Raw genomic sequence first — 18,038 nt, 5'->3', positions numbered from 1 at the left:
AAGGCTGCCGCACTTTTTCATTGCGACAGGAGTAGAAAATAATGAGCAAGAAATTTGCCCGCAGCAGCCTGTGTGCGCTGGGTCTGACGGTGATGACCGCACACGCCGCAGAACCAACCGAAGTGGGAAAGGGAGAAGGTCGGCTGGATATTATCGCCTGGCCTGGGTATATCGAGCGCGGCCAGACCGATAAGCAATATGACTGGGTGACCGCCTTTGAAAAAGAGACCGGCTGCGCGGTGAATGTGAAAACCGCCGCCACCTCCGATGAGATGGTGAGCCTGATGGCCAAAGGCGGCTACGACCTGGTGACCGCCTCCGGCGATGCCTCTTTACGTCTGATCATGGGTAAACGCGTCCAGCCGATAAACACCGCGCTTATCCCCAACTGGAAAACGCTTGATCCGAAGCTGGTGAAAGGCGAATGGTTCAACGTTGCAGGGAAAACTTACGGCACGCCGTATCAGTGGGGGCCTAACCTTTTGATGTATAACACCAAAACCTTCCCGACACCGCCGGATAGCTGGGCGGTGGTATTTATGCAGCAAAACCTGCCGGACGGCAAAAGCAACAAAGGGCGCGTGCAGGCCTACGATGGCCCGATTTATATCGCCGATGCCGCGCTGTACCTGAAAGCTACGCAACCGCAACTGGGTATTGACGATCCGTACCAGCTTACCGAAGCACAGTATCAGGCGGTGCTGAAAACCCTGCGCGATCAGCATTTGCTGATTCACCGCTACTGGCACGACACCACAGTACAAATGAGCGACTTCAAAAACGAAGGGGTGGTGGCCTCCAGCGCCTGGCCTTATCAGGCCAATGCCCTGAAAGGGGAAAATCAGCCCATCGCCACGGTTTTCCCGAAAGAGGGGGTAACCGGCTGGGCTGACACCACTATGCTCCATGCCGAGGCGAAACACCCGAATTGTGCCTACAAGTGGATGAACTGGTCGCTGACGCCGAAAGTGCAGGGCGATGTGGCGGCCTGGTTTGGTTCGCTGCCAGTGGTGCCAGAAGGGTGCAAGGCCAGTACGTTGCTGGGTGAAAAGGGCTGCGAAACCAACGGTTACAGCTTCTTTGACAAAATCGCCTTCTGGAAAACGCCAGTAGCGCAAGGCGGCAAATATGTGCCTTACAGCCGCTGGACGCAGGATTACATCGCCATTATGGGCGGCCGTTAACCTGCCAGGAGTGCGCTATGACCTATGCGGTAGAATTCCTGGATGTCGCCAGAGTCTATGGCGATGTCCGGGCGGTTGACGGCGTATCGTTCGCCGTCAATGACGGGGAGTTTTTCTCCATGCTGGGGCCGTCCGGCTCCGGCAAAACCACCTGCCTGCGGCTGATTGCCGGGTTTGAACAGCTCAGCGGCGGTGCCATTCGTATTTTTGGCCGCGAAGCCAGCGAGCTGCCGCCCTGGGAGCGGGACGTGAACACTGTCTTTCAGGATTACGCGCTGTTTCCGCACATGTCTGTGCTCGATAACGTCGCCTACGGGTTGATGGTGAAAGGCATGAATAAAAAACAGCGCCATGCCCGCGCCCGTGACGCGCTGGAAAAAGTGGCGCTCGGCTTTGTCCATGCCCGTAAACCTTCCCAGCTTTCCGGCGGTCAGCGGCAGCGGGTCGCCATTGCTCGCGCGTTGGTAAATGAGCCCAGAGTATTGTTGCTTGATGAACCGCTGGGCGCGCTGGATCTGAAGCTGCGTGAGCAGATGCAACTGGAGCTGAAAAAGCTGCAACAGGATCTCGGCATCACTTTTATTTTTGTCACCCACGATCAGGGCGAAGCCTTGTCGATGTCTGATCGCGTAGCGGTGTTCAACAATGGCCGTATTGAGCAAATCGATACCCCACGCGAGCTTTACCTGCGCCCGCGCACGCCGTTTGTCGCCGGATTTGTCGGCACGTCGAATGTGTTTGATGTGGAGCTTGCGGCAAAACTCTGCGGCATGAATGGGGTTTACTCGCTACGCCCGGAACATATTCGCCTGAATACGCCAGGGGAAATCGAAGCCAGCGCCGTGGTGCAGGCCGTGCAATATCAGGGCGCCTCCACCCGTTTTGAACTGGCGCTGGCGCAGGGGGAAAAGTTACTGGTCAGCCAGGCGAACCTCTCCGATGCGTTATTGCCAGAAACGCTGGCGCCGGGCCAGCAGGTGCGGGTTTCCTGGTCGCGCGAGGCAATGGTGCCGTTACAGGGCGCGGGGTGAAAGGGGGATGAGCATTGCACAACATTCACCGCGCCGCGTAACGCTTAGCGCGTTTTTCTGGCGTAAACCGGTTTATGGCTTGCTCCTGCTGCTGGCAGGCCCGCTGATGTGGTTTGGCATTGTCTATTTAGGTTCACTGCTCACGTTGTTGTGGCAGGGGTTTTACACCTTCGATGATTTCACCATGTCGGTCACCCCGGATTTAACGTTCGCCAACCTGCTGGCGCTGTTTAACCCGGCAAATTACGACATCATTCTTCGTACACTGATAATGGCGATAAGTGTCACGGTCGCGAGCGCCATTCTCGCTTTTCCGATGGCGTGGTATATGGCGCGTTATGCGCAGGGCAAATGGAAAGCCTTCTTTTATATCGCGGTGATGTTGCCGATGTGGGCGAGTTACATCGTTAAAGCCTACGCCTGGACACTGCTGCTGGCGAAAGATGGCGTGGCGCAGTGGTTTTTAAGCCATCTGGGGCTGGAGCCGTTACTTACCGCTTTTCTGACGCTGCCCGCCGTGGGCGGGAATACGCTTTCCACCTCCGGGTTCGGACGTTTTCTGGTGTTCGTCTATATCTGGCTGCCATTTATGATCCTGCCGATTCAGGCGGCGCTTGAGCGCTTACCACCGTCACTGCTGCAAGCCTCAGCGGATTTAGGCGCGCATCCGCGTCAGACCTTTCGTTATGTGGTGTTACCGCTGGCGGTACCGGGCGTGGCGGCAGGTTCGATATTTACCTTTTCGCTGACGCTCGGCGATTTCATCGTGCCGCAGCTCGTCGGGCCGCCAGGTTACTTCATTGGCAATATGGTTTATTCGCAGCAAGGGGCGATTGGTAATATGCCAATGGCCGCTGCGTTTACCCTTGTGCCGATGGTGTTGATAGCCCTTTATCTGGCGTTTGTGAAACGCCTGGGAGCGTTTGATGCACTCTGAACGCGCACCGTTTTTGCTCAACGTCGCCACCTGGGGCGGTGTCATCTTTCTGCACTTTCCGCTTTTGATCATCGCCATCTATGCTTTCAATACCGAGGACGCCGCATTCAGTTTTCCGCCGCAGGGCTTTACGCTGCGCTGGTTCAGCGTGGCGGCCGCAAGGGGCGATATTCTCGATGCGGTGACACTGTCACTGCAAATCGCGGCGCTGGCGACGGCAATCGCCCTGGTTCTTGGCACACTTGCTGCAATGGCCTTATGGCGCAGCGAGTTTTTCGGTAAAAGCGCCATTTCCTTACTGCTGCTGTTGCCGATTGCCTTACCGGGAATTATCACCGGGCTTGCGCTGTTGACCGCGTTTAAAACGGTCAATCTGGAACCGGGCTATTTCACCATCGTGGTAGGACATGCCACGTTTTGTGTGGTGGTGGTGTTTAACAACGTGATTGCCAGGTTCCGGCGAACGTCCTGGAGTCTGGTCGAAGCATCAATGGATTTGGGCGCGAACGGCTGGCAAACCTTCCGTTATGTGGTGCTCCCCAATCTGGGGTCAGCGCTGCTGGCGGGGGGCATGCTGGCGTTTGCGCTGTCATTTGACGAAATCATTGTCACCACGTTTACCGCAGGCCATGAGCGTACGCTGCCGCTGTGGTTGCTCAACCAGTTGGGTCGCCCGCGCGATGTGCCCGTCACCAATGTTGTGGCGTTGCTGGTGATGCTGGTGACGATGATTCCTATTCTGGGGGCCTGGTGGCTGACCCGTGATACCGACACGATTGCCGGAACCGGCAAATAACTGACCACGCTAAAAGGACTGAACTATGCAACATCAACTGTTTATCAATGGCGTACTGGTTAACGGCGAAGGCGAGAAGCAGCCCGTTTATAACCCGGCTACCGGCGACGTGTTGCTGGAGATCGCTGAAGCTTCCGCCGCGCAAGTCGACGCCGCCGTGCAGGCGGCCGTTCGCGCCTTTGCCAGTTGGGGGCAAACGACGCCGAAGGCGCGCGCCGAATGCCTGCTGCAACTGGCGCAGGTGATTGAGGATAATGCGGAAACTTTCGCCCGGCTGGAATCCCTGAACTGCGGCAAGCCTCTGCACTGTGTCCTGAATGACGAAATTCCGGCGGTCGTGGATGTGTTTCGCTTCTTCGCCGGTGCTGCGCGTTGCCTGAACGGGCTGGCGGCAGGTGAATATCTGGAAGGGCACACCTCGATGATCCGCCGCGATCCGCTGGGTGTCGTCGCTTCGATTGCGCCGTGGAACTACCCGCTGATGATGGCGGCCTGGAAGCTTGCCCCGGCGCTGGCGGCGGGCAACTGTGTGGTGATCAAGCCTTCGGAAATTACCCCCCTCACCGCGTTAAAGCTGGCGGAGCTGGCAAAAGATATCTTCCCGGCGGGGGTGCTGAATGTGTTGTTCGGGCGCGGCAGCACCGTGGGCGATCCGCTGACCAGCCATGAAAAAGTGCGCATGGTTTCCTTAACCGGCTCGATTGCCACAGGCGAGCACATTATTGGCCATACCGCCTCGTCGATTAAGCGCACCCATATGGAACTCGGCGGCAAAGCGCCGGTGATCGTGTTTGATGATGCGGATCTTGATGCGGTGGTGGAAGGGGTTCGTACCTTCGGTTATTACAATGCCGGGCAGGATTGTACCGCCGCATGCCGTATCTACGCGCAAAAAGGTATTTACGACGCGCTGGTGGAGAAACTGGGTGCGGCGGTGGCGAGCCTGAAAATGGGCGCGCCGGACGATACATCAACAGAGCTTGGGCCGCTCAGTTCCGCCGCCCATCTGGCGCGGGTTAGCAAGGCGGTCGATGAGGCCAAAGCGCTCAGCCATATTCGCGTGGTGACCGGCGGTAAAAAGCATGAAGGCGCGGGCTATTATTACCCGCCAACGCTGCTGGCAGGGGCAAAACAGGAGGACGCCATTGTTCAGCGCGAGGTGTTTGGCCCGGTGGTGAGCGTCACGGTGTTTGATGATGAGGAGCAGGTGCTGGGCTGGGCCAACGATTCGCAATATGGGCTGGCGTCATCGGTATGGACCAAAGATGTGGGGCGCGCGCATCGCCTGAGCGCGCGTCTGCAATATGGCTGCACCTGGGTAAATACGCATTTTATGCTGGTGAGCGAAATGCCGCACGGCGGGCAGAAGCTCTCAGGCTACGGCAAAGATATGTCGCTCTACGGGCTGGAAGATTACACCGTAGTACGCCATGTGATGATCAAACATTAATCCATTAATAAACGCCACGGACGGTGTTTATCGCGTTTATTTCCTTATGAAACATGAGGTAAATCGCATAGTAAATTAAGTGTGTTGTTATTAATGAAAAACTGGTTTAATAATAGCCAGCCATCAGCGGAGTGGCGAAATAAAAACATTTAAATAAAACCGCCCACAGACATTGCCCCGATTGGTTGTCATATGAATGTCATTAATGCGAAAAATGGCAGTCATCGCCCTGGGCAACAATGTCTGGCTTTTAAAAACATCAGGCAAGGAAAATAGAGTAATGAGTAAAATCGTAGTCGTGCTCGTACCAGGGGGCGCGTCTCAATTTTTGACCGTTGAAGATGGCGAAACCTCGGTGCAATGGGTTATTGAGGGGCTTGATGGCGGGGCAGCAAGTGCCCGCATGCCTATCGAAACCTACTATTGCGAAGGCGAAGAGTTTTATTTTGCCCGCGTTGAAAGTCTCGCAGGTAATGAAACAACTCCCGCCATGCTGAATTAAAAAAATTAAAAAATAAGGGCTCATCTGAGCCCTTATTTATTTAACAATGCAATTAATTTGCAGGATTACCTTTTCAGGAACACCTCATTTTCACGCGGCGCCCAATCTTTCTCTGAAAAATCATAGGTTGAGAAGGGCTCATCTTTTACACCCTGCGAACGCAGAACGGCGCGGACTTCCGCCGGTAGATTTTCATCGCGGAATAATTCCGCCAGCACAAACATGGCGTCAATAAACGAGAGTTGTTTTACTTCAAAGGGTTTCCAGCCGGTGCGTTTAAATATTAAATGATAAAGCGCCTCTTCACCGGCAAGCGGAACGAAACTGCTGGCGTACTTTTCCCGGTGGCGGGAGAGCAATACTTCAAGGACGAATATCTGCGCGATGCGCTGCCGGGCCGCATTGCCCCGGGCGGTATCAGTGGTCATATCGACGTGCGTTATGTCATTGTTTTCACGCACCCGAACTTCTATGGCTTGCCACAGATCGTCATATTTCTGCATAACCTTACCTTGTTTCCTCTGATGTCTGCCTTGCCGGTAGACAATATCAGAGATAATCCCGGCTCGCCAAACTTCCCGACGTGATTATCGGCAGCAATAACATATCAGTTAATCCTTAAATTAAATTAATGGATATATCGTTTCATTACGCGCGGAGTTTGTGTTTAATCATTTTTAACCCGCCACAAAATAATGATCAACCTGACCTGGATTTGTCGGAAAATAAGCATGAAAAATATATTGCTGTTGTGGGCTGCGCTCGCCGCCACAGGTTTATGCACGACATCTGAAAGTTATGCCAAAACGCAGCGCCTGTCGGATGCACAGGTGAAACAAGCGATCATTGCTGAATCTATTGCTAATTACCCCGGCCCGTGTGCCTGCCCCTACAATCATGCCAGGAACGGCAGTGCATGTGGGAAACGCAGTGCGTGGAGTCGCGCGGGGGGGTATTCGCCCTTTTGCTACGCCGAAGACGTCACAAAAGAGGATATTGCGCAGTGGCGTGAAACACATCGGTAAGAAACAACCCGACCGCAGAAAAAAGAAAGCGGTTGCGGCTTTTGTAGGTCTATCAGCTGGTTAAATCAAAGCCGGCGGCTACGCCTTTCGTAGTAATCCCTATTTAACTTGATATATATCAATAAAAAGAGCATATTGCGTTCGTTTTGTTATTTCTGGGTTAATGTTTGTTATGTCGTTATACCAAAAAATGTTGGTTTTCTACTTTGTGATGGCGCTGATTTGCGCGCTGATTACCTGGTTTCTTTCTCACGATCGTAAACGTATTCGTCTGCTGAGCGCCTTTTTAGTGGGATCGACATGGCCGATGAGCTTCCCGGTTGCGCTGTTATTTTCCATATTCTAAATTTTGCCAGCAAAGCGTGACGGCGAAAGCGATAACGCCTTGAAAATTAGTGCAACATGTTAGGCGGATGTTTTACCTAAGGACAGGAGACAGACGTTGGAACTGTACACCAAACTGCTTATTTTCTATGTTGTCATGGCGGTGTTATGCGCCGTGGCAACCTGGTTTCTCGCCAAAGATAGCCGCAAAATCCGCCTGCTGAGCGCTTTGTTAGTCGGCGCGACCTGGCCTATCAGTTTTCCCGTCGCGTTACTTTTTTCTCTCTTTTAATCGTGTCCTTGCCATCATGCTGTGATACTGTATATAAAAACAGTATTACAGCAGAGAGGGCATTTATGGACAGTCTCTATTCACTCCATGCGCAGGGGCAGGTGCGCTGGCATGCGTTACCAGGCAAAGGCGATCCGGTCGTTTTTATTCACGGCCTGGGCTGCGCGTCTTCGTACGAATACCCGCGCATCGTCGCCGATCCGGCGTTTGCTGGCAGGTGCGCCATTCTTATCGATTTGCCGGGCTACGGTTACAGTGAGCGTCCGGCGAGCTTCTCTTATCGCACCAGCGATCAAGCGCAAGTGGTGATTGAACTGCTGGATCATCTTGGGCTCGATGCTTTCTGGTTATACGGCCACAGTATGGGCGGCAGTATCGCAATTGAAGTCGCTTCGCGTATCCCGCAGCGTGTCAACGCGCTGGCGGTATCTGAACCTAATTTTTTCGCCGGTGGCGGGACATTTAGCCGCGTTATCGCGGCTCAGGATGAGGCCGATTTTGTCACCTGCGGCTACGCGGCAATGCTGGCGCAGGAAAAAACCGCCTGGGCCGGAAGCCTGCAAAGCAGCGCTCCCTGGGCGGTGTGGCGCGGCGCGAAAAGCCTGGTCGATGGTATTGAGCCGTCGTGGATGTCGTTATTTGCCCGGTTCCCGCGCCCCAAAACGCTGATTTTTGGCGAGCTGTCGTTGCCGGATAAAGATGCCGACAGTGTGCTACAACAAGGGATTGAGTTGCGCATCATTCCGCGTGCCGGTCATTCCATGTCTGACGAACAGCCAGCCTTGCTGGCGCAGAAGCTAGCGGCATTTATTGCGGAACATGAGTAAAAAGAAACCCGGCACATTTGCATGGCCGGGTGATTTTCAGGGCAGCAGGGATTTGAGTTTCTTGCGTGCCGCCGGGCTGATATCCAGCGGGTGGCTGTAACCAATGTTTTCGATAGCCCGGTGGTATAACGCGACCAGCCAGTCATAAACATAGCGGGTGGCGGCGTGTACCGGCTGCTCGCTCAGACGGGTTAACCGCGCCTGGGTGACACCATCCGTACCGCTGGAAAAAATGGTACTGCCTTTGTTTACCCGGCTTTCCGGGCGATCTGCCTGTGCTATCTCCGCATAACCCAGCCAGGCGACAAAGTTACCAATCGCGGCGTACAGTTGCGCGGCGCAGGCGGTATCGCGCTGCATAATTTTTTGCAACTGATCGGGTAAATTCAGCCGGTAGCTGCTGACAATCACTATTTCCGCCATCTGGCGCAGCGCGGCAGGGCTGAGCCCCAAACGCGCGGCGTTATCATCGTTGCGGCTCCACTGGCGTACATGGTTGACCCACAAGGCATGCGCCTGCTGTCCGATATCTTTCGACACCGCCTGCGGCTCGCTGCTTTCTGCGGATTCAGCAAACAGATCGATAGATTCATTAAACAAGCCGCTGACTTTCTCTTCGCGCGGCTGCTGAACTTTCCATAGCGTATCGAACTGCTGCATATCCGGCTGTAAACCTTCCAGCAATTCACCGTGGCGTGAAGCCTGGCCTTGCAGTTCACGCACCACGGACTCCGCGCTCGCGCGTTGCGCCGCCGCGTCTTTCACGGCGGTGGCAAGCCAGGGTTGCAGCAGATCGCGAAGGGCGCGCTGATGGCGCTCCGTCAGCGCTTTCAAACGTTGCTGACGCAGGCCAGGCGCCGTCGCCTGCACCAGCCACTCCAACAGACGCTGCAGACTGCTGGCATCCAGCGCCTGCAACGTGCCCCAGTGCTGACCCGGCTTGCCAATGAGCTGCTGCACGGCTTCGTCAAGATTTTGCGCCAGCGTAAAGCGCGCATCCTGCGGTGTAATCGCCCACACCAGCCCTGGCAGCGCCGTTTCCTGACCGGATTGCGTCTCTTTAACCCAGTTTAATAAGGCGCGCGCGGTGGCTGCAGTGGCTGAACGCTCCAGCGTCGCATTACAGATCATCAATACATCCGGTTGCAGACGCTGGCGGTAGCTTTCCAGCAACCAGCGGCATTTGCTGCGCCACAAGGGCTGTCCATCTTGTGGGCCCGGAGCCGGAATGTCGAGAATATCAACGCCCGTTAACACTGCGTTTTCCACTGGCAACACCAGCTCGCGGGTAATTAATGCAAGGGTGGCCAGCGGAATGCTCACCGCGTTGTGCAACTGCTCGTTTGACCACGGATGCACCACCACTTCGTCATGGATCTCACCGCTACCGGGTTCCGACGGCGTTAAAAAACCGTCGGTTGGCAGGGCAAAGGTATCCACCAGAATACTGAGCGGTGCCGCCAGTTCCTGCGCGTTACCGGTCTGGTGTAGGGTGTGCGCCAGTGACAACCACTGCTGCGTGAGTTCCTGCTGCTCGCCCCATAACAGCGACCAGGCGCTGGCGCGGGCGCTGAGATCCAGGGAAGGTAACAGGCAAGCAAACTGATACCACAGCGCATCATCCATCTGCTGCTGCGACGACGGCACCGCCGCGCGCCAGAAACGGGCAATCGCGCCGATATCTTCCGCCGTGATCCCCGGCACCGCATTCGGCTGGCGCAGCGAGCGCCATTTCGCGACGCGATCTTCGATCACCGATTTATCAACGGCGCGTAATTCCGGCTGCTGTATGGCATGCGCAATAAAAATTTGTACCAGTTCGGCTTCGCTGATAATGCGCAGGCATAGCGGGAACCCTTCATCCATCGGCGCGAGATACTGGCTAAAACGCAGCGCCATGCTGGTCAGGGCATGGCCGGGATTGATATGGGTGAAGTAATCCAGTGTTTTTTCGCCGGGACGCACATTAAGCCGCCCGTTGCCGCTGCCGCACAGGGCGGTCAGCAGATGCGCTTTGGCCGCTTGTGAATGACCATACAACCCAACGGTGCAGGGCGCGTCAACCGCATCACGCAGCGCGCTTTCCTCGGCGGCGGCAGTCGTCAGACGCGACAGCAGCGCGTCGGCATCATCATCCAGTAAAGGTGCGTGCTGGCGGTTTTCGTTGATCCATGTCGCCAGTGCCTGGGTGGTTTTTACGCTCGCACTCATTTCAGATACACACTCCCGCTGTCGATCCAGTAATGGCTGCCGCTATGGCGGCGATCGGCCAGCGTATTCAGTTTAAAAGTTAACGCGTCTGCGGCGACCGGCGTACCATCCTGGAGCCAGGCTTCACTTAAAGTGAACGATTCCGGCCCGTGCTGTTTATTGCCGCCGCTGAACTGCAAACGGACATTCAACACGCCGTCGCCCGCGATGGTTTTCGCCAGTTCCTGCGAGTTGATACTCAACGTGTAGAGCGGCGTAGCAGGCCAGCGGGCGTTCGCGAGCTGGCGGAAACCGAGCGTAACATTACCGCGCAGCGGGAAGTGTAAACGCGCATCCAGTTTCGCACCGGGTTTATCAAGGTCGATATCGTGATACCAGATATTCTCATCGCGCAAGGTATTGACGACGTTATCCAGCACACCGAGGTAGCGCACGGTGGAATAGGCACCGATATCCGCCGCTTTAAAGTTAAAACGCGGCAGACGCAAATCGAGCGCCAGGCTGCACAGCATCGCGCCCACGGCGGCTGTGGATTTCGGGTTACCGATCTTACCCTGCTGGCTGAACGGATACCACTCGTGTACGCGGTATTTATCAAGCCAGATCATGCGGTTAACCGGCACAGGTTGCAGGTGGCGAATCAGCGCCTGCACGCCGGGTAAGCAGCCAGGACGGCCGGTAATCAGCAGCACATCGCAGCAGTAGTGGCTGATGGCTTCGCAAACCGCATGCAGCGGGGCGGTCAGGGTGAATTGCCCGGCCAGCATCGCATCCTGCAACTCACGGAAATTAACCTGCAACGGGACAGCCAGCACATCGAACTCTGCCGAACCGGACGGCAGCGCATGATCGATCGCTTGCCTCAAATAGTTCATGACATTGCGCGTCGGCAGTTGCGTGAGCAGTTCGCCGAAGGTGGCATGCAAACCGGCGAGCGGATCGTTAATGTCGCTCTCTTCCCACGCGGCAAGAATGGCGTGACCAATCGGCATAAACAGTTGCAGCGTCGTCTGCTGACGCAGCACGGCCTGAGTATCAATACGCCCGGAATCACCAAACAGTGTTGCCATGATCGCGGCGGCATCGGTGATGCCGGCTTTTTGCATCTGTGTTTGCAACGCCGGCAGCACACAGCGCTGGATCACATCCAGCAAAACATCATCCCCGGCGACTTTAAACCCTTCGCGGAACAGCAGCTGCGGGGTGATTTTGACGTTGCTGCCGGTGCCATCGTCCAGTTGATAATGGGTGATCGCCATGTCAGTGGTGCCGCCGCCGATGTCAACGGAGGCCACGCGCAGCGAACGACCTTTTACCGCGCCCGGTGCTTCTTCGCGATCCGGGCGGGCAAGCGAGGCGAAAAACGTTTCGGTTTGCCCGGCAAAACGGGAGATCGCTTCGTTGTACAGCCACACCAGCTGACCACAACTGGCTTCGTCCCACTCCATCTGAATGTGCGGCACGGGTACCACGCTTTTTTCCTGCTGCTTGCGGTTAGCAAAGTCTTCATCTTGCGGATGCCAGCCCATCGCTTTCCACACCAGCGCGATGGCCTCAAACATGCGGCGACGGAAAATTTCACGCTCCTGCTTCGGCATTGCCGAGGGCAGGGTAAGAATAATGGTACGTAGCTGGCGCGGAGACGCCGGAAAGCCCAGGCGCAGACGTGTGGCGACACTGTTGATCTGTCCGAGCGCCTGCGACAGCAATTCGCACAGCATATGGGTCATCAGCGTACTGCGGCTGTACTGCGGGGAGAAAACCGGTAAACGCTCATCCAGCGGCAGGCTATACAGCGGCTGGCCTTCGTCATTCATCAGGTTCATCAGCGGGAAGGCGGTTGCCAGCGGCTCGCGCTGGGTTTTGCTGTTCATCTGGCTAAAGCGCCAGTCCTGCAAGACCGGCGTTTCGTCCCACAGATAGCGGCGCGGGCTCGAAATGCCGCTATTACCTTCGGTGCCGAGACGCTGCGTGGCCAGTTTGCGGGCTTCGTCACCCACGCGGACGATCGATGGCCAAATAAAGGCGTCTTCGCGACCACTCTCAACCGAGAAGTGCTGTTTGCCGAAGCGCGCTTCAGAAAACTCAAGACGGCTGGTAAACAGCGGCTCATTCAGGAACTGCGGCTCACTGAGCGAACGCACCTGTAATTCCGCCGTCTGGCGCAACCCATCGTTGGCATCACCGTGATCTTCTATGATCACGCCGCAGGTGTGGGTGTTGCCGACATCCAGAATCAGATCGACCGGGATCGCCGGAGTACTTAACGTATGCGTGACGATTTTGACTTCCGGCACCTGTAACTGCATGCCGAGCAGGCTCATCAGATTCAGCCAGTGCGCCTGGTACTCAAAACCGCGCAAGGCCTGGTTAATTTCGCGCTCGCTGCGGGTTTCATGTTGGGTAATAAATTGCAAAAACGCTTCGCGCAGCCAGCCATCAACCCAGGTTTGATCGAGAAAATCCGCCACTTCGTCATCGCGCCAGGCCAGCGAGAACCGCGTGCCATTGAGAATATCGTTTTCCTGCGGAGCGAGTGACGCCGGCGAATTGCCGTTAATCTGGCTGTCGAGCGCCAGCGCCACGCGGTGGGTATTTCCGGCGCTGTCCGGTTCGCTGAGCTTGCGGATTTGTACGCGCGCCCAGTTATCCGGGCCTTCAACGAAGGTGCGGGGCGGGTTAAAGCGCAGAAAAGGGATCGGCAGCCAGACGCCATCGAGGATCGATAACGAATATTGCAGCGAATGGGTGCTTTCAGGTTTCACCACTTCCGGCTGACCGCCGTCGCGGTTTGGCAGCGTATAACGTTCGTTGACCAGATCGAAATCAAGACGCAGCAGCGGGCCGTTGGCGGTTTTCCGCACAAATCGACCGCTGTTGGCGGAATCCTGCGGTGTCAGGCCGAAATCAAGAAACTGCACGCCGCTATTGGCAATCAGCGTCACGCTCTGTTTGTAGTCGCAAAGATTAACCAGCATAAACTCAGTCACCTGTTTTTCTGAACGTCACCGGAACGGTGGTGTGGGCGTCAAAACGCGCGCTGCATTCCGCGACGTCGTTGCTGCTTGCTTTACAGGAAATGTCCGGCATCGGGTAACGCGTCCCGTCGCTGCAACGGGCGTTGCTGCGGCTCTTAATCAGCAGTTCACCGGTTTCATGCAGACCGGAGAACAGATCGGCGCGGCAGGTTACATTTTTACCCATCACAATACGCGCCGTCCCTTTGTTGTTCTGGATCTGGTAGCGCACGGCAGGGGCTTTGCCGGTGACCGGATCTTTCACATCCATCGCCACTCGCCAGTTACCGTTAAGGAATTTGGTGGAGCCAATTTTGACTTCTAACGCATCCATCACCAGCACATCTTTCGGGATGGCGGCGATAACAACCGGTCCTTTCTCTTCCGGTTTGACTTCCGGTGCTTTGGCGGCAGGCGCCACAATTTCAGCCTGATGCAGCGGCAGATTCACCGCCAGCTCAGGCAGCGGCTCGGCTTGCATCGGTGGCGGCGCAATAGCGACCGGTTCGGCTTTTGCTACGACCGGGGCTGGCGCAGGTGCTTGTTGTTGCTGATTGAGCACCAGCGGCACGGCAATGGCAGCCGCGACAGCCGCAGCAACGGGCAATGCCCACAGACCGTAGCGGCGGTTTTTTTTCACTTCTGGCACAGGCTCCGGCTGAGGAGCGGGTTCCGGTGCAACCACCGGCGCGGCTTCCTGCACGGGCGGGGCAGCCACAGGTTGCGGTTTGATTTCCGCTTGCGGCGTTAACAGCGGCGCATCCGCCTGGCTGAATGTGACCTCGACAGCAGGCTCTTCTTCCGGCTCTGGCTCCGGTTCGATAACAATTTCAGGGATTTCTGGCTCCGGCTCTTGCAGGCACTCGAGCACATTTTCGCGGGCGCTTTCATTGAGATTCACAAAGCCCCAGAAGGTGATGACCGGTTTGCCATCAACAAGGAAAACATGGTTTTCGCCAGGGAATTGCAGCGCTTTTTCCAGCAGCGAGCCAAACAGTTGCTGCGCGGTTTTCGGTGATTGCAGGCATTTGCGGCTCAGCGCGGCGGCGCTGTCCAGCGTGCTCTCAAGGTAACGCAGCGCGCGGGCGCGCGCCTCTGGATCCGCCGCTTTCCAGGCCAGGGCGCGGCCATCGATGGGTGAATACCAGTCGACCCGATCGCCTTCATCATTGACCTGGGGTATTGCCAGGCAATCTACCAGCGCCTGCTGCTTTCGCAGACGCAGTGCTTCACGAATTTGCAATGCCGAATCGAATACGGCCTGACCGCCGCCGCCAACGGCCTGGAAATCATCCAAATCGCCGCTACGCAAGAGAGTTTTTGCCACGTTTTCATCCCATAGACTTCTTCACGCGTCTACTATACGCAAACTTCTTACCAGTAAAAGGCAGAAGAAAGCGCAAAACCATTGAATTCTCGACGCATTGAGCGCGTCGAACCCGCTTGACGGCACTAAATGTATTTAACACAAATTTATTTATTAATAATGGTGGATATTTCAGCAAAAACAAATGCTTTAGCATAACCTGATGCGGAATCATTATTTGCCACATCTCATCTGCTGTGCTGAGATTAATGCTCCATATAAAAAAAGAAGGCTCCTGATAATGTCCACGGGAAAAACGCTGCTCGCCCTTGCGCTGAGCACACTGTTACCGGCAAGTGCCGCATGGGCGGCGTCCAACGATACAATTATTTACTGCTCCGAAGCGTCACCGGAATCCTTTAACCCGCAAATTGCCAGCTCCGGGCCGACATTTGTTGCCAGCTCGCAGGTGCTTTATAACCGCCTGGTCACCTTTGATCCGGTGAAAAATACGCCAATCCCTTCGCTGGCGACCGACTGGAAAGTCTCTGACGACGGTAAAACCTGGACTTTTACGCTGCGCCAGGGCGTGAAATTCAACAGCAATAAATATTTCAAACCGACGCGCGACTTTAACGCCGATGACGTCGTCTTCTCTGTGATGCGCCAGATGGATCCGAAACATCCTTATCATAATGTTTCGCAAGGTAATTACGAATACTTCACCGATGTCGGCCTTGATAAGCTGATCAAAGAAGTGAAAAAAATCGATGATAACCATGTTCAGTTTGTACTGAACGAGCCGAATGCCGCATTTCTTGCCGACTGGGGGATGGATTTCGCGTCCATTCTCTCTGCGGAATACGCGGATGCGATGCTGAAAAAAGGCACGCCGGAAAATGTTGATAACTGGCCAATCGGCACCGGTCCGTACGCCTTGCAACAATACAAAACCGACGCGCAGATCCGTTATATTGCCAACCCCAATTATTGGGATGGCGAAGTGCCGACTAAACATCTGATCTTCTCTATTACCCCGGATGTGCAAACGCGTCTGGCGAAGCTGCAAACCAATGAGTGCCAGATTATTCCCGCGCCCGCGCCGGTGCAGTTCGAACAGATCAAAAACAACAAAGACTTAACGCTGCATACCATTGATGCGCTGAATGTTGGCTACCTCGCGTTTAACACCGAGAAAAAGCCGTTTGATAACGTGCTGGTGCGTCAGGCGCTGAACTATGCGACTGACAAACAAGCCATTGTCAATGCGGTGTTCCTCGGTTCCGGTACGGTGGCAAAATCACCGCTGCCGCCGAATATGCTCGGGTTTAATAAAGATCTGAAGGATTACAGCTACGATCCTGAAAAAGCCAAAGCACTGCTCAAGCAGGCCGGGCTGGAAAAGGGCTTTGAAGCGACGCTGTGGTCGATGCCGGTGCAGCGTCCCTATAACCCGAACTCACGCCGCATTGCCGAAATGATCCAGGCGGACTGGGCGAAAGTCGGCGTCAAGGCGAAGATTGTCTCCTATGAATGGGGTGAATATCTGGCCGGTATGCGCAAAGGCGAACACGATACCGCACTGTTCGGCTGGATGTCGGATAACGGCGACCCGGATAACTTTGCCGATGTGCTGCTCGGTTGCAACAGCATCAAAACTGGCTCCAACGCCGCCCGCTGGTGCGATAAGAGTTATGATGCACTGGTGCAGAAAGCCAAAGTCACTGCCGCTCCTGCCGAGCGCGCCAAACTTTACAGCCAGGCGCAGGAGATTTTCTACCAGCAGGCACCGTGGATCGCGCTGGCGAACGGTAAAACGTTTTACGCCACCCGCAGTAACGTCAGCGGTTATACCGTTAGCCTGATGGGCAGTGATTTTTCTAAAGCGAAGCTGAATTAAAGGAGAGGCTATGTCACACCTGGATGAGGTTATCGCCCGCGTTGATGCGGCTATCGAACAGGGCGCTATCATCGGCATGAATGAGCTACTGGTTGAGCTTAGCGATGATGCGGCGCTGAGCCGGGACGAACGCTACACCCAGCAACAGCGCCTGCGTCAGGCGATTGCGCACCATGGTCGGCAGCACAAAGAAGATATGGAAGCGCGACGCGAGCAGCTCACCAAAGGTGGCGAGATCCTGTAATTAAAACTGGCGTCTGGCGACAAGCCAGGCGCCAATCACCAGCAACACCGCGCCGCACACCGGACCAATCAGCGCTTTCAGCGCCACGCCCTGGCTTCTTACCACATCCATCACCAGCCCGCCGATAAGCTGGCTTGCGACCAGCACCGCAATGGTGGTTGCCGCACCGACATACTGATAGCCGCTGATACTGGCAAAGACAAAAAACGACCCCAGCAAACCGGGAATGAGCGTCCACCATTTCACACTGGCGTACAACTCCTGAAACCCGCCGACACCGTGTTTGATCAGCAAAATAGAGACAAACAGCACAATGCCGACCAGCGAATTCAGCAGCATGGCGATAAGAATGGTCGACGCCGACTGGGTAATGCGCACCATTAAGGTGTTTTGCACCACCAGGCCAATACCGGCGGCAATCAAAAAGGTGAGGGTGAGCGACTGATTCATGAAATGGCGTCCGGTTCGGTGCGGTCATCAAGTTGCAGTTGCATAAACGTCAGATCCAGCCAGCGGCCAAACTTCGTGCCGACCTGCGGCATTTGCCCGGTGATCACAAACCCAAGTTTGCTGTGCAAATGAATCGAGCCGTGATTCTGCGCTTCGATACCCGCGACCATCACATGTTTTCCGATGCGTCTGGCTTCTTCAATTAAGCGCTCCATCAGCGCCAGGCCGATACCTTTGCCTTGATGTTCCGGGTGGACATAAACCGAGTGCTCAACCGTATGGCGAAAGCCATCAAAAGCGCGCCAGTCGCCAAACGAGGCATAACCGGTGATAACGCCGTTTTCTTCGCTAACCAGTACCGGGTAGCCCAGCGAGGCGCGCGCTTCAAACCAGGCGATACGGTTTTCGACATCCACCGTCTGGTCATTCCAGATTGCTGCGGTATTGACCACTGCATGGTTGTAAATGACGGCGATTGCCGCGCAATCTCCTTTCCCGGCGTAACGAATATTCATGGTTGAACCTCAAATTTGTACACTATA

The 18,038-nt window shown here is 55.5% G+C and carries 18 protein-coding genes; 12 read left to right on the top strand and 6 right to left on the bottom strand.

What is annotated here, in order from left to right; all coding sequences use genetic code 11:
• The first annotated feature begins 41 nt into the window (after nucleotides 1–41).
• The 6 genes from ydcS to IP581_RS11560 all read left to right on the top strand — a co-directional run bounded on the left by ydcS (nucleotide 42) and on the right by IP581_RS11560 (nucleotide 5,900).
• On the top strand, nucleotides 42–1,184 hold the full coding sequence (gene ydcS / locus IP581_RS11585; RefSeq protein ID WP_193820435.1) for a putative ABC transporter substrate-binding protein YdcS: 1,143 nt from the start codon (nucleotides 42–44) through the stop codon (nucleotides 1,182–1,184).
• 17 nt (nucleotides 1,185–1,201) lie between these two features.
• Nucleotides 1,202–2,215: an ABC transporter ATP-binding protein gene (locus IP581_RS11580; protein ID WP_193820434.1), complete on the top strand. Its 1,014-nt coding sequence runs from the start codon at nucleotides 1,202–1,204 to the stop codon at nucleotides 2,213–2,215.
• Between the two features lie 7 nt (nucleotides 2,216–2,222).
• Nucleotides 2,223–3,152: an ABC transporter permease gene (locus IP581_RS11575; protein WP_193820433.1), complete on the top strand. Its 930-nt coding sequence runs from the start codon at nucleotides 2,223–2,225 to the stop codon at nucleotides 3,150–3,152.
• The gene (locus tag IP581_RS11570) at nucleotides 3,142–3,948 is read left to right on the top strand and encodes an ABC transporter permease (RefSeq protein ID WP_193820432.1); all 807 of its coding nucleotides are present in this window, start codon (nucleotides 3,142–3,144) and stop codon (nucleotides 3,946–3,948) included. Before IP581_RS11575 ends, IP581_RS11570 begins: the two co-directional genes overlap by 11 nt.
• 25 nt (nucleotides 3,949–3,973) lie before the next feature.
• Entirely contained in the window at nucleotides 3,974–5,398 is a 1,425-nt protein-coding gene (gene patD / locus IP581_RS11565; protein WP_193820431.1) for an aminobutyraldehyde dehydrogenase, read from the top strand.
• A gap of 214 nt (nucleotides 5,399–5,612) precedes the next feature.
• Nucleotides 5,613–5,900, top strand: coding sequence for a hypothetical protein (locus IP581_RS11560; RefSeq protein WP_228007757.1), 288 nt, complete (start codon nucleotides 5,613–5,615; stop codon nucleotides 5,898–5,900).
• 65 nt (nucleotides 5,901–5,965) lie between these two features.
• Here IP581_RS11560 and IP581_RS11555 read toward each other — a convergent pair whose 3' ends face one another.
• On the bottom strand, nucleotides 5,966–6,403 hold the full coding sequence (locus tag IP581_RS11555; RefSeq protein WP_097401026.1) for an ECs1072 family phage-associated protein: 438 nt from the start codon (nucleotides 6,401–6,403) through the stop codon (nucleotides 5,966–5,968).
• A 228-nt stretch (nucleotides 6,404–6,631) separates the two neighbouring features.
• Between IP581_RS11555 and IP581_RS11550 the strand changes: the two genes are divergently transcribed.
• The 4 genes from IP581_RS11550 to IP581_RS11535 all read left to right on the top strand — a co-directional run bounded on the left by IP581_RS11550 (nucleotide 6,632) and on the right by IP581_RS11535 (nucleotide 8,368).
• Entirely contained in the window at nucleotides 6,632–6,925 is a 294-nt protein-coding gene (locus IP581_RS11550; RefSeq protein ID WP_193820430.1) for a hypothetical protein, read from the top strand.
• A 172-nt stretch (nucleotides 6,926–7,097) separates the two neighbouring features.
• On the top strand, nucleotides 7,098–7,271 hold the full coding sequence (locus tag IP581_RS11545) for a GhoT/OrtT family toxin (protein ID WP_071925283.1): 174 nt from the start codon (nucleotides 7,098–7,100) through the stop codon (nucleotides 7,269–7,271).
• Nucleotides 7,272–7,367: 96 nt separating this feature from the next.
• Nucleotides 7,368–7,541 carry a GhoT/OrtT family toxin gene (locus tag IP581_RS11540; protein ID WP_017456865.1) on the top strand — a complete coding sequence of 58 codons (174 nt, stop codon included), beginning with the start codon at nucleotides 7,368–7,370 and terminating at the stop codon, nucleotides 7,539–7,541.
• Between the two features lie 65 nt (nucleotides 7,542–7,606).
• Nucleotides 7,607–8,368 carry an alpha/beta fold hydrolase gene (locus tag IP581_RS11535; protein ID WP_193820429.1) on the top strand — a complete coding sequence of 254 codons (762 nt, stop codon included), beginning with the start codon at nucleotides 7,607–7,609 and terminating at the stop codon, nucleotides 8,366–8,368.
• A gap of 36 nt (nucleotides 8,369–8,404) precedes the next feature.
• On the opposite strand, the gene IP581_RS11530 is transcribed toward IP581_RS11535, so the two are convergent.
• Genes IP581_RS11530 through IP581_RS11520 form a run of 3 tightly spaced genes read right to left on the bottom strand, consistent with a single transcriptional unit; the run spans nucleotide 8,405 to nucleotide 14,923 of the window.
• Nucleotides 8,405–10,579, bottom strand: coding sequence for a virulence factor SrfC family protein (locus IP581_RS11530; protein ID WP_193820428.1), 2,175 nt, complete (start codon nucleotides 10,577–10,579; stop codon nucleotides 8,405–8,407).
• Nucleotides 10,576–13,557, bottom strand: coding sequence for a virulence factor SrfB (locus IP581_RS11525; RefSeq protein WP_193820427.1), 2,982 nt, complete (start codon nucleotides 13,555–13,557; stop codon nucleotides 10,576–10,578). Before IP581_RS11525 ends, IP581_RS11530 begins: the two co-directional genes overlap by 4 nt.
• 4 nt (nucleotides 13,558–13,561) lie before the next feature.
• Nucleotides 13,562–14,923: an SrfA family protein gene (locus IP581_RS11520; RefSeq protein ID WP_193820426.1), complete on the bottom strand. Its 1,362-nt coding sequence runs from the start codon at nucleotides 14,921–14,923 to the stop codon at nucleotides 13,562–13,564.
• Nucleotides 14,924–15,203: 280 nt separating this feature from the next.
• On the opposite strand from IP581_RS11520, the gene IP581_RS11515 reads away from it, so the two are divergent.
• Together IP581_RS11515 and IP581_RS11510 are read left to right on the top strand one after the other, a co-directional pair.
• Nucleotides 15,204–16,802 (top strand): ABC transporter substrate-binding protein, encoded by a 1,599-nt coding sequence (locus tag IP581_RS11515; RefSeq protein ID WP_086868903.1) that lies wholly within the window; start codon nucleotides 15,204–15,206, stop codon nucleotides 16,800–16,802.
• A 10-nt stretch (nucleotides 16,803–16,812) separates the two neighbouring features.
• Entirely contained in the window at nucleotides 16,813–17,046 is a 234-nt protein-coding gene (locus tag IP581_RS11510) for a DUF2526 family protein (protein WP_086868905.1), read from the top strand.
• On the opposite strand, the gene IP581_RS11505 is transcribed toward IP581_RS11510, so the two are convergent.
• Together IP581_RS11505 and IP581_RS11500 are read right to left on the bottom strand one after the other, a co-directional pair.
• Nucleotides 17,047–17,496: a DMT family transporter gene (locus IP581_RS11505; RefSeq protein ID WP_193822612.1), complete on the bottom strand. Its 450-nt coding sequence runs from the start codon at nucleotides 17,494–17,496 to the stop codon at nucleotides 17,047–17,049.
• Nucleotides 17,493–18,011, bottom strand: a complete 519-nt coding sequence (locus IP581_RS11500; protein ID WP_193822611.1) for a GNAT family N-acetyltransferase — start codon at nucleotides 18,009–18,011, stop codon at nucleotides 17,493–17,495. The genes IP581_RS11505 and IP581_RS11500 overlap by 4 nt, the downstream gene beginning before the upstream one ends.
• Nucleotides 18,012–18,038 lie beyond the last annotated feature (27 nt).

It is taken from the genome of Kosakonia pseudosacchari (assembly GCF_015167415.1).
Taxonomy (GTDB): domain Bacteria; phylum Pseudomonadota; class Gammaproteobacteria; order Enterobacterales; family Enterobacteriaceae; genus Kosakonia; species Kosakonia pseudosacchari.
Note: the sequence above shows the minus strand (reverse complement) of the source record. Positions and strands in the feature narration are given on the sequence as shown.

Coding starts and splice junctions, on each gene's coding strand:
- IP581_RS11530 (WP_193820428.1), bottom strand. CDS start 10,579: ATGAGTGCGAGCGTAAAAACCACCCAGGCACTGGCGACATGGATCAAC.
- ydcS (WP_193820435.1), top strand. CDS start 42: ATGAGCAAGAAATTTGCCCGCAGCAGCCTGTGTGCGCTGGGTCTGACG.
- IP581_RS11525 (WP_193820427.1), bottom strand. CDS start 13,557: ATGCTGGTTAATCTTTGCGACTACAAACAGAGCGTGACGCTGATTGCC.
- patD (WP_193820431.1), top strand. CDS start 3,974: ATGCAACATCAACTGTTTATCAATGGCGTACTGGTTAACGGCGAAGGC.
- IP581_RS11580 (WP_193820434.1), top strand. CDS start 1,202: ATGACCTATGCGGTAGAATTCCTGGATGTCGCCAGAGTCTATGGCGAT.
- IP581_RS11500 (WP_193822611.1), bottom strand. CDS start 18,011: ATGAATATTCGTTACGCCGGGAAAGGAGATTGCGCGGCAATCGCCGTC.
- IP581_RS11555 (WP_097401026.1), bottom strand. CDS start 6,403: ATGCAGAAATATGACGATCTGTGGCAAGCCATAGAAGTTCGGGTGCGT.
- IP581_RS11545 (WP_071925283.1), top strand. CDS start 7,098: ATGTCGTTATACCAAAAAATGTTGGTTTTCTACTTTGTGATGGCGCTG.
- IP581_RS11535 (WP_193820429.1), top strand. CDS start 7,607: ATGGACAGTCTCTATTCACTCCATGCGCAGGGGCAGGTGCGCTGGCAT.
- IP581_RS11550 (WP_193820430.1), top strand. CDS start 6,632: ATGAAAAATATATTGCTGTTGTGGGCTGCGCTCGCCGCCACAGGTTTA.
- IP581_RS11560 (WP_228007757.1), top strand. CDS start 5,613: ATGGCAGTCATCGCCCTGGGCAACAATGTCTGGCTTTTAAAAACATCA.
- IP581_RS11505 (WP_193822612.1), bottom strand. CDS start 17,496: ATGAATCAGTCGCTCACCCTCACCTTTTTGATTGCCGCCGGTATTGGC.
- IP581_RS11510 (WP_086868905.1), top strand. CDS start 16,813: ATGTCACACCTGGATGAGGTTATCGCCCGCGTTGATGCGGCTATCGAA.
- IP581_RS11570 (WP_193820432.1), top strand. CDS start 3,142: ATGCACTCTGAACGCGCACCGTTTTTGCTCAACGTCGCCACCTGGGGC.
- IP581_RS11575 (WP_193820433.1), top strand. CDS start 2,223: ATGAGCATTGCACAACATTCACCGCGCCGCGTAACGCTTAGCGCGTTT.
- IP581_RS11515 (WP_086868903.1), top strand. CDS start 15,204: ATGTCCACGGGAAAAACGCTGCTCGCCCTTGCGCTGAGCACACTGTTA.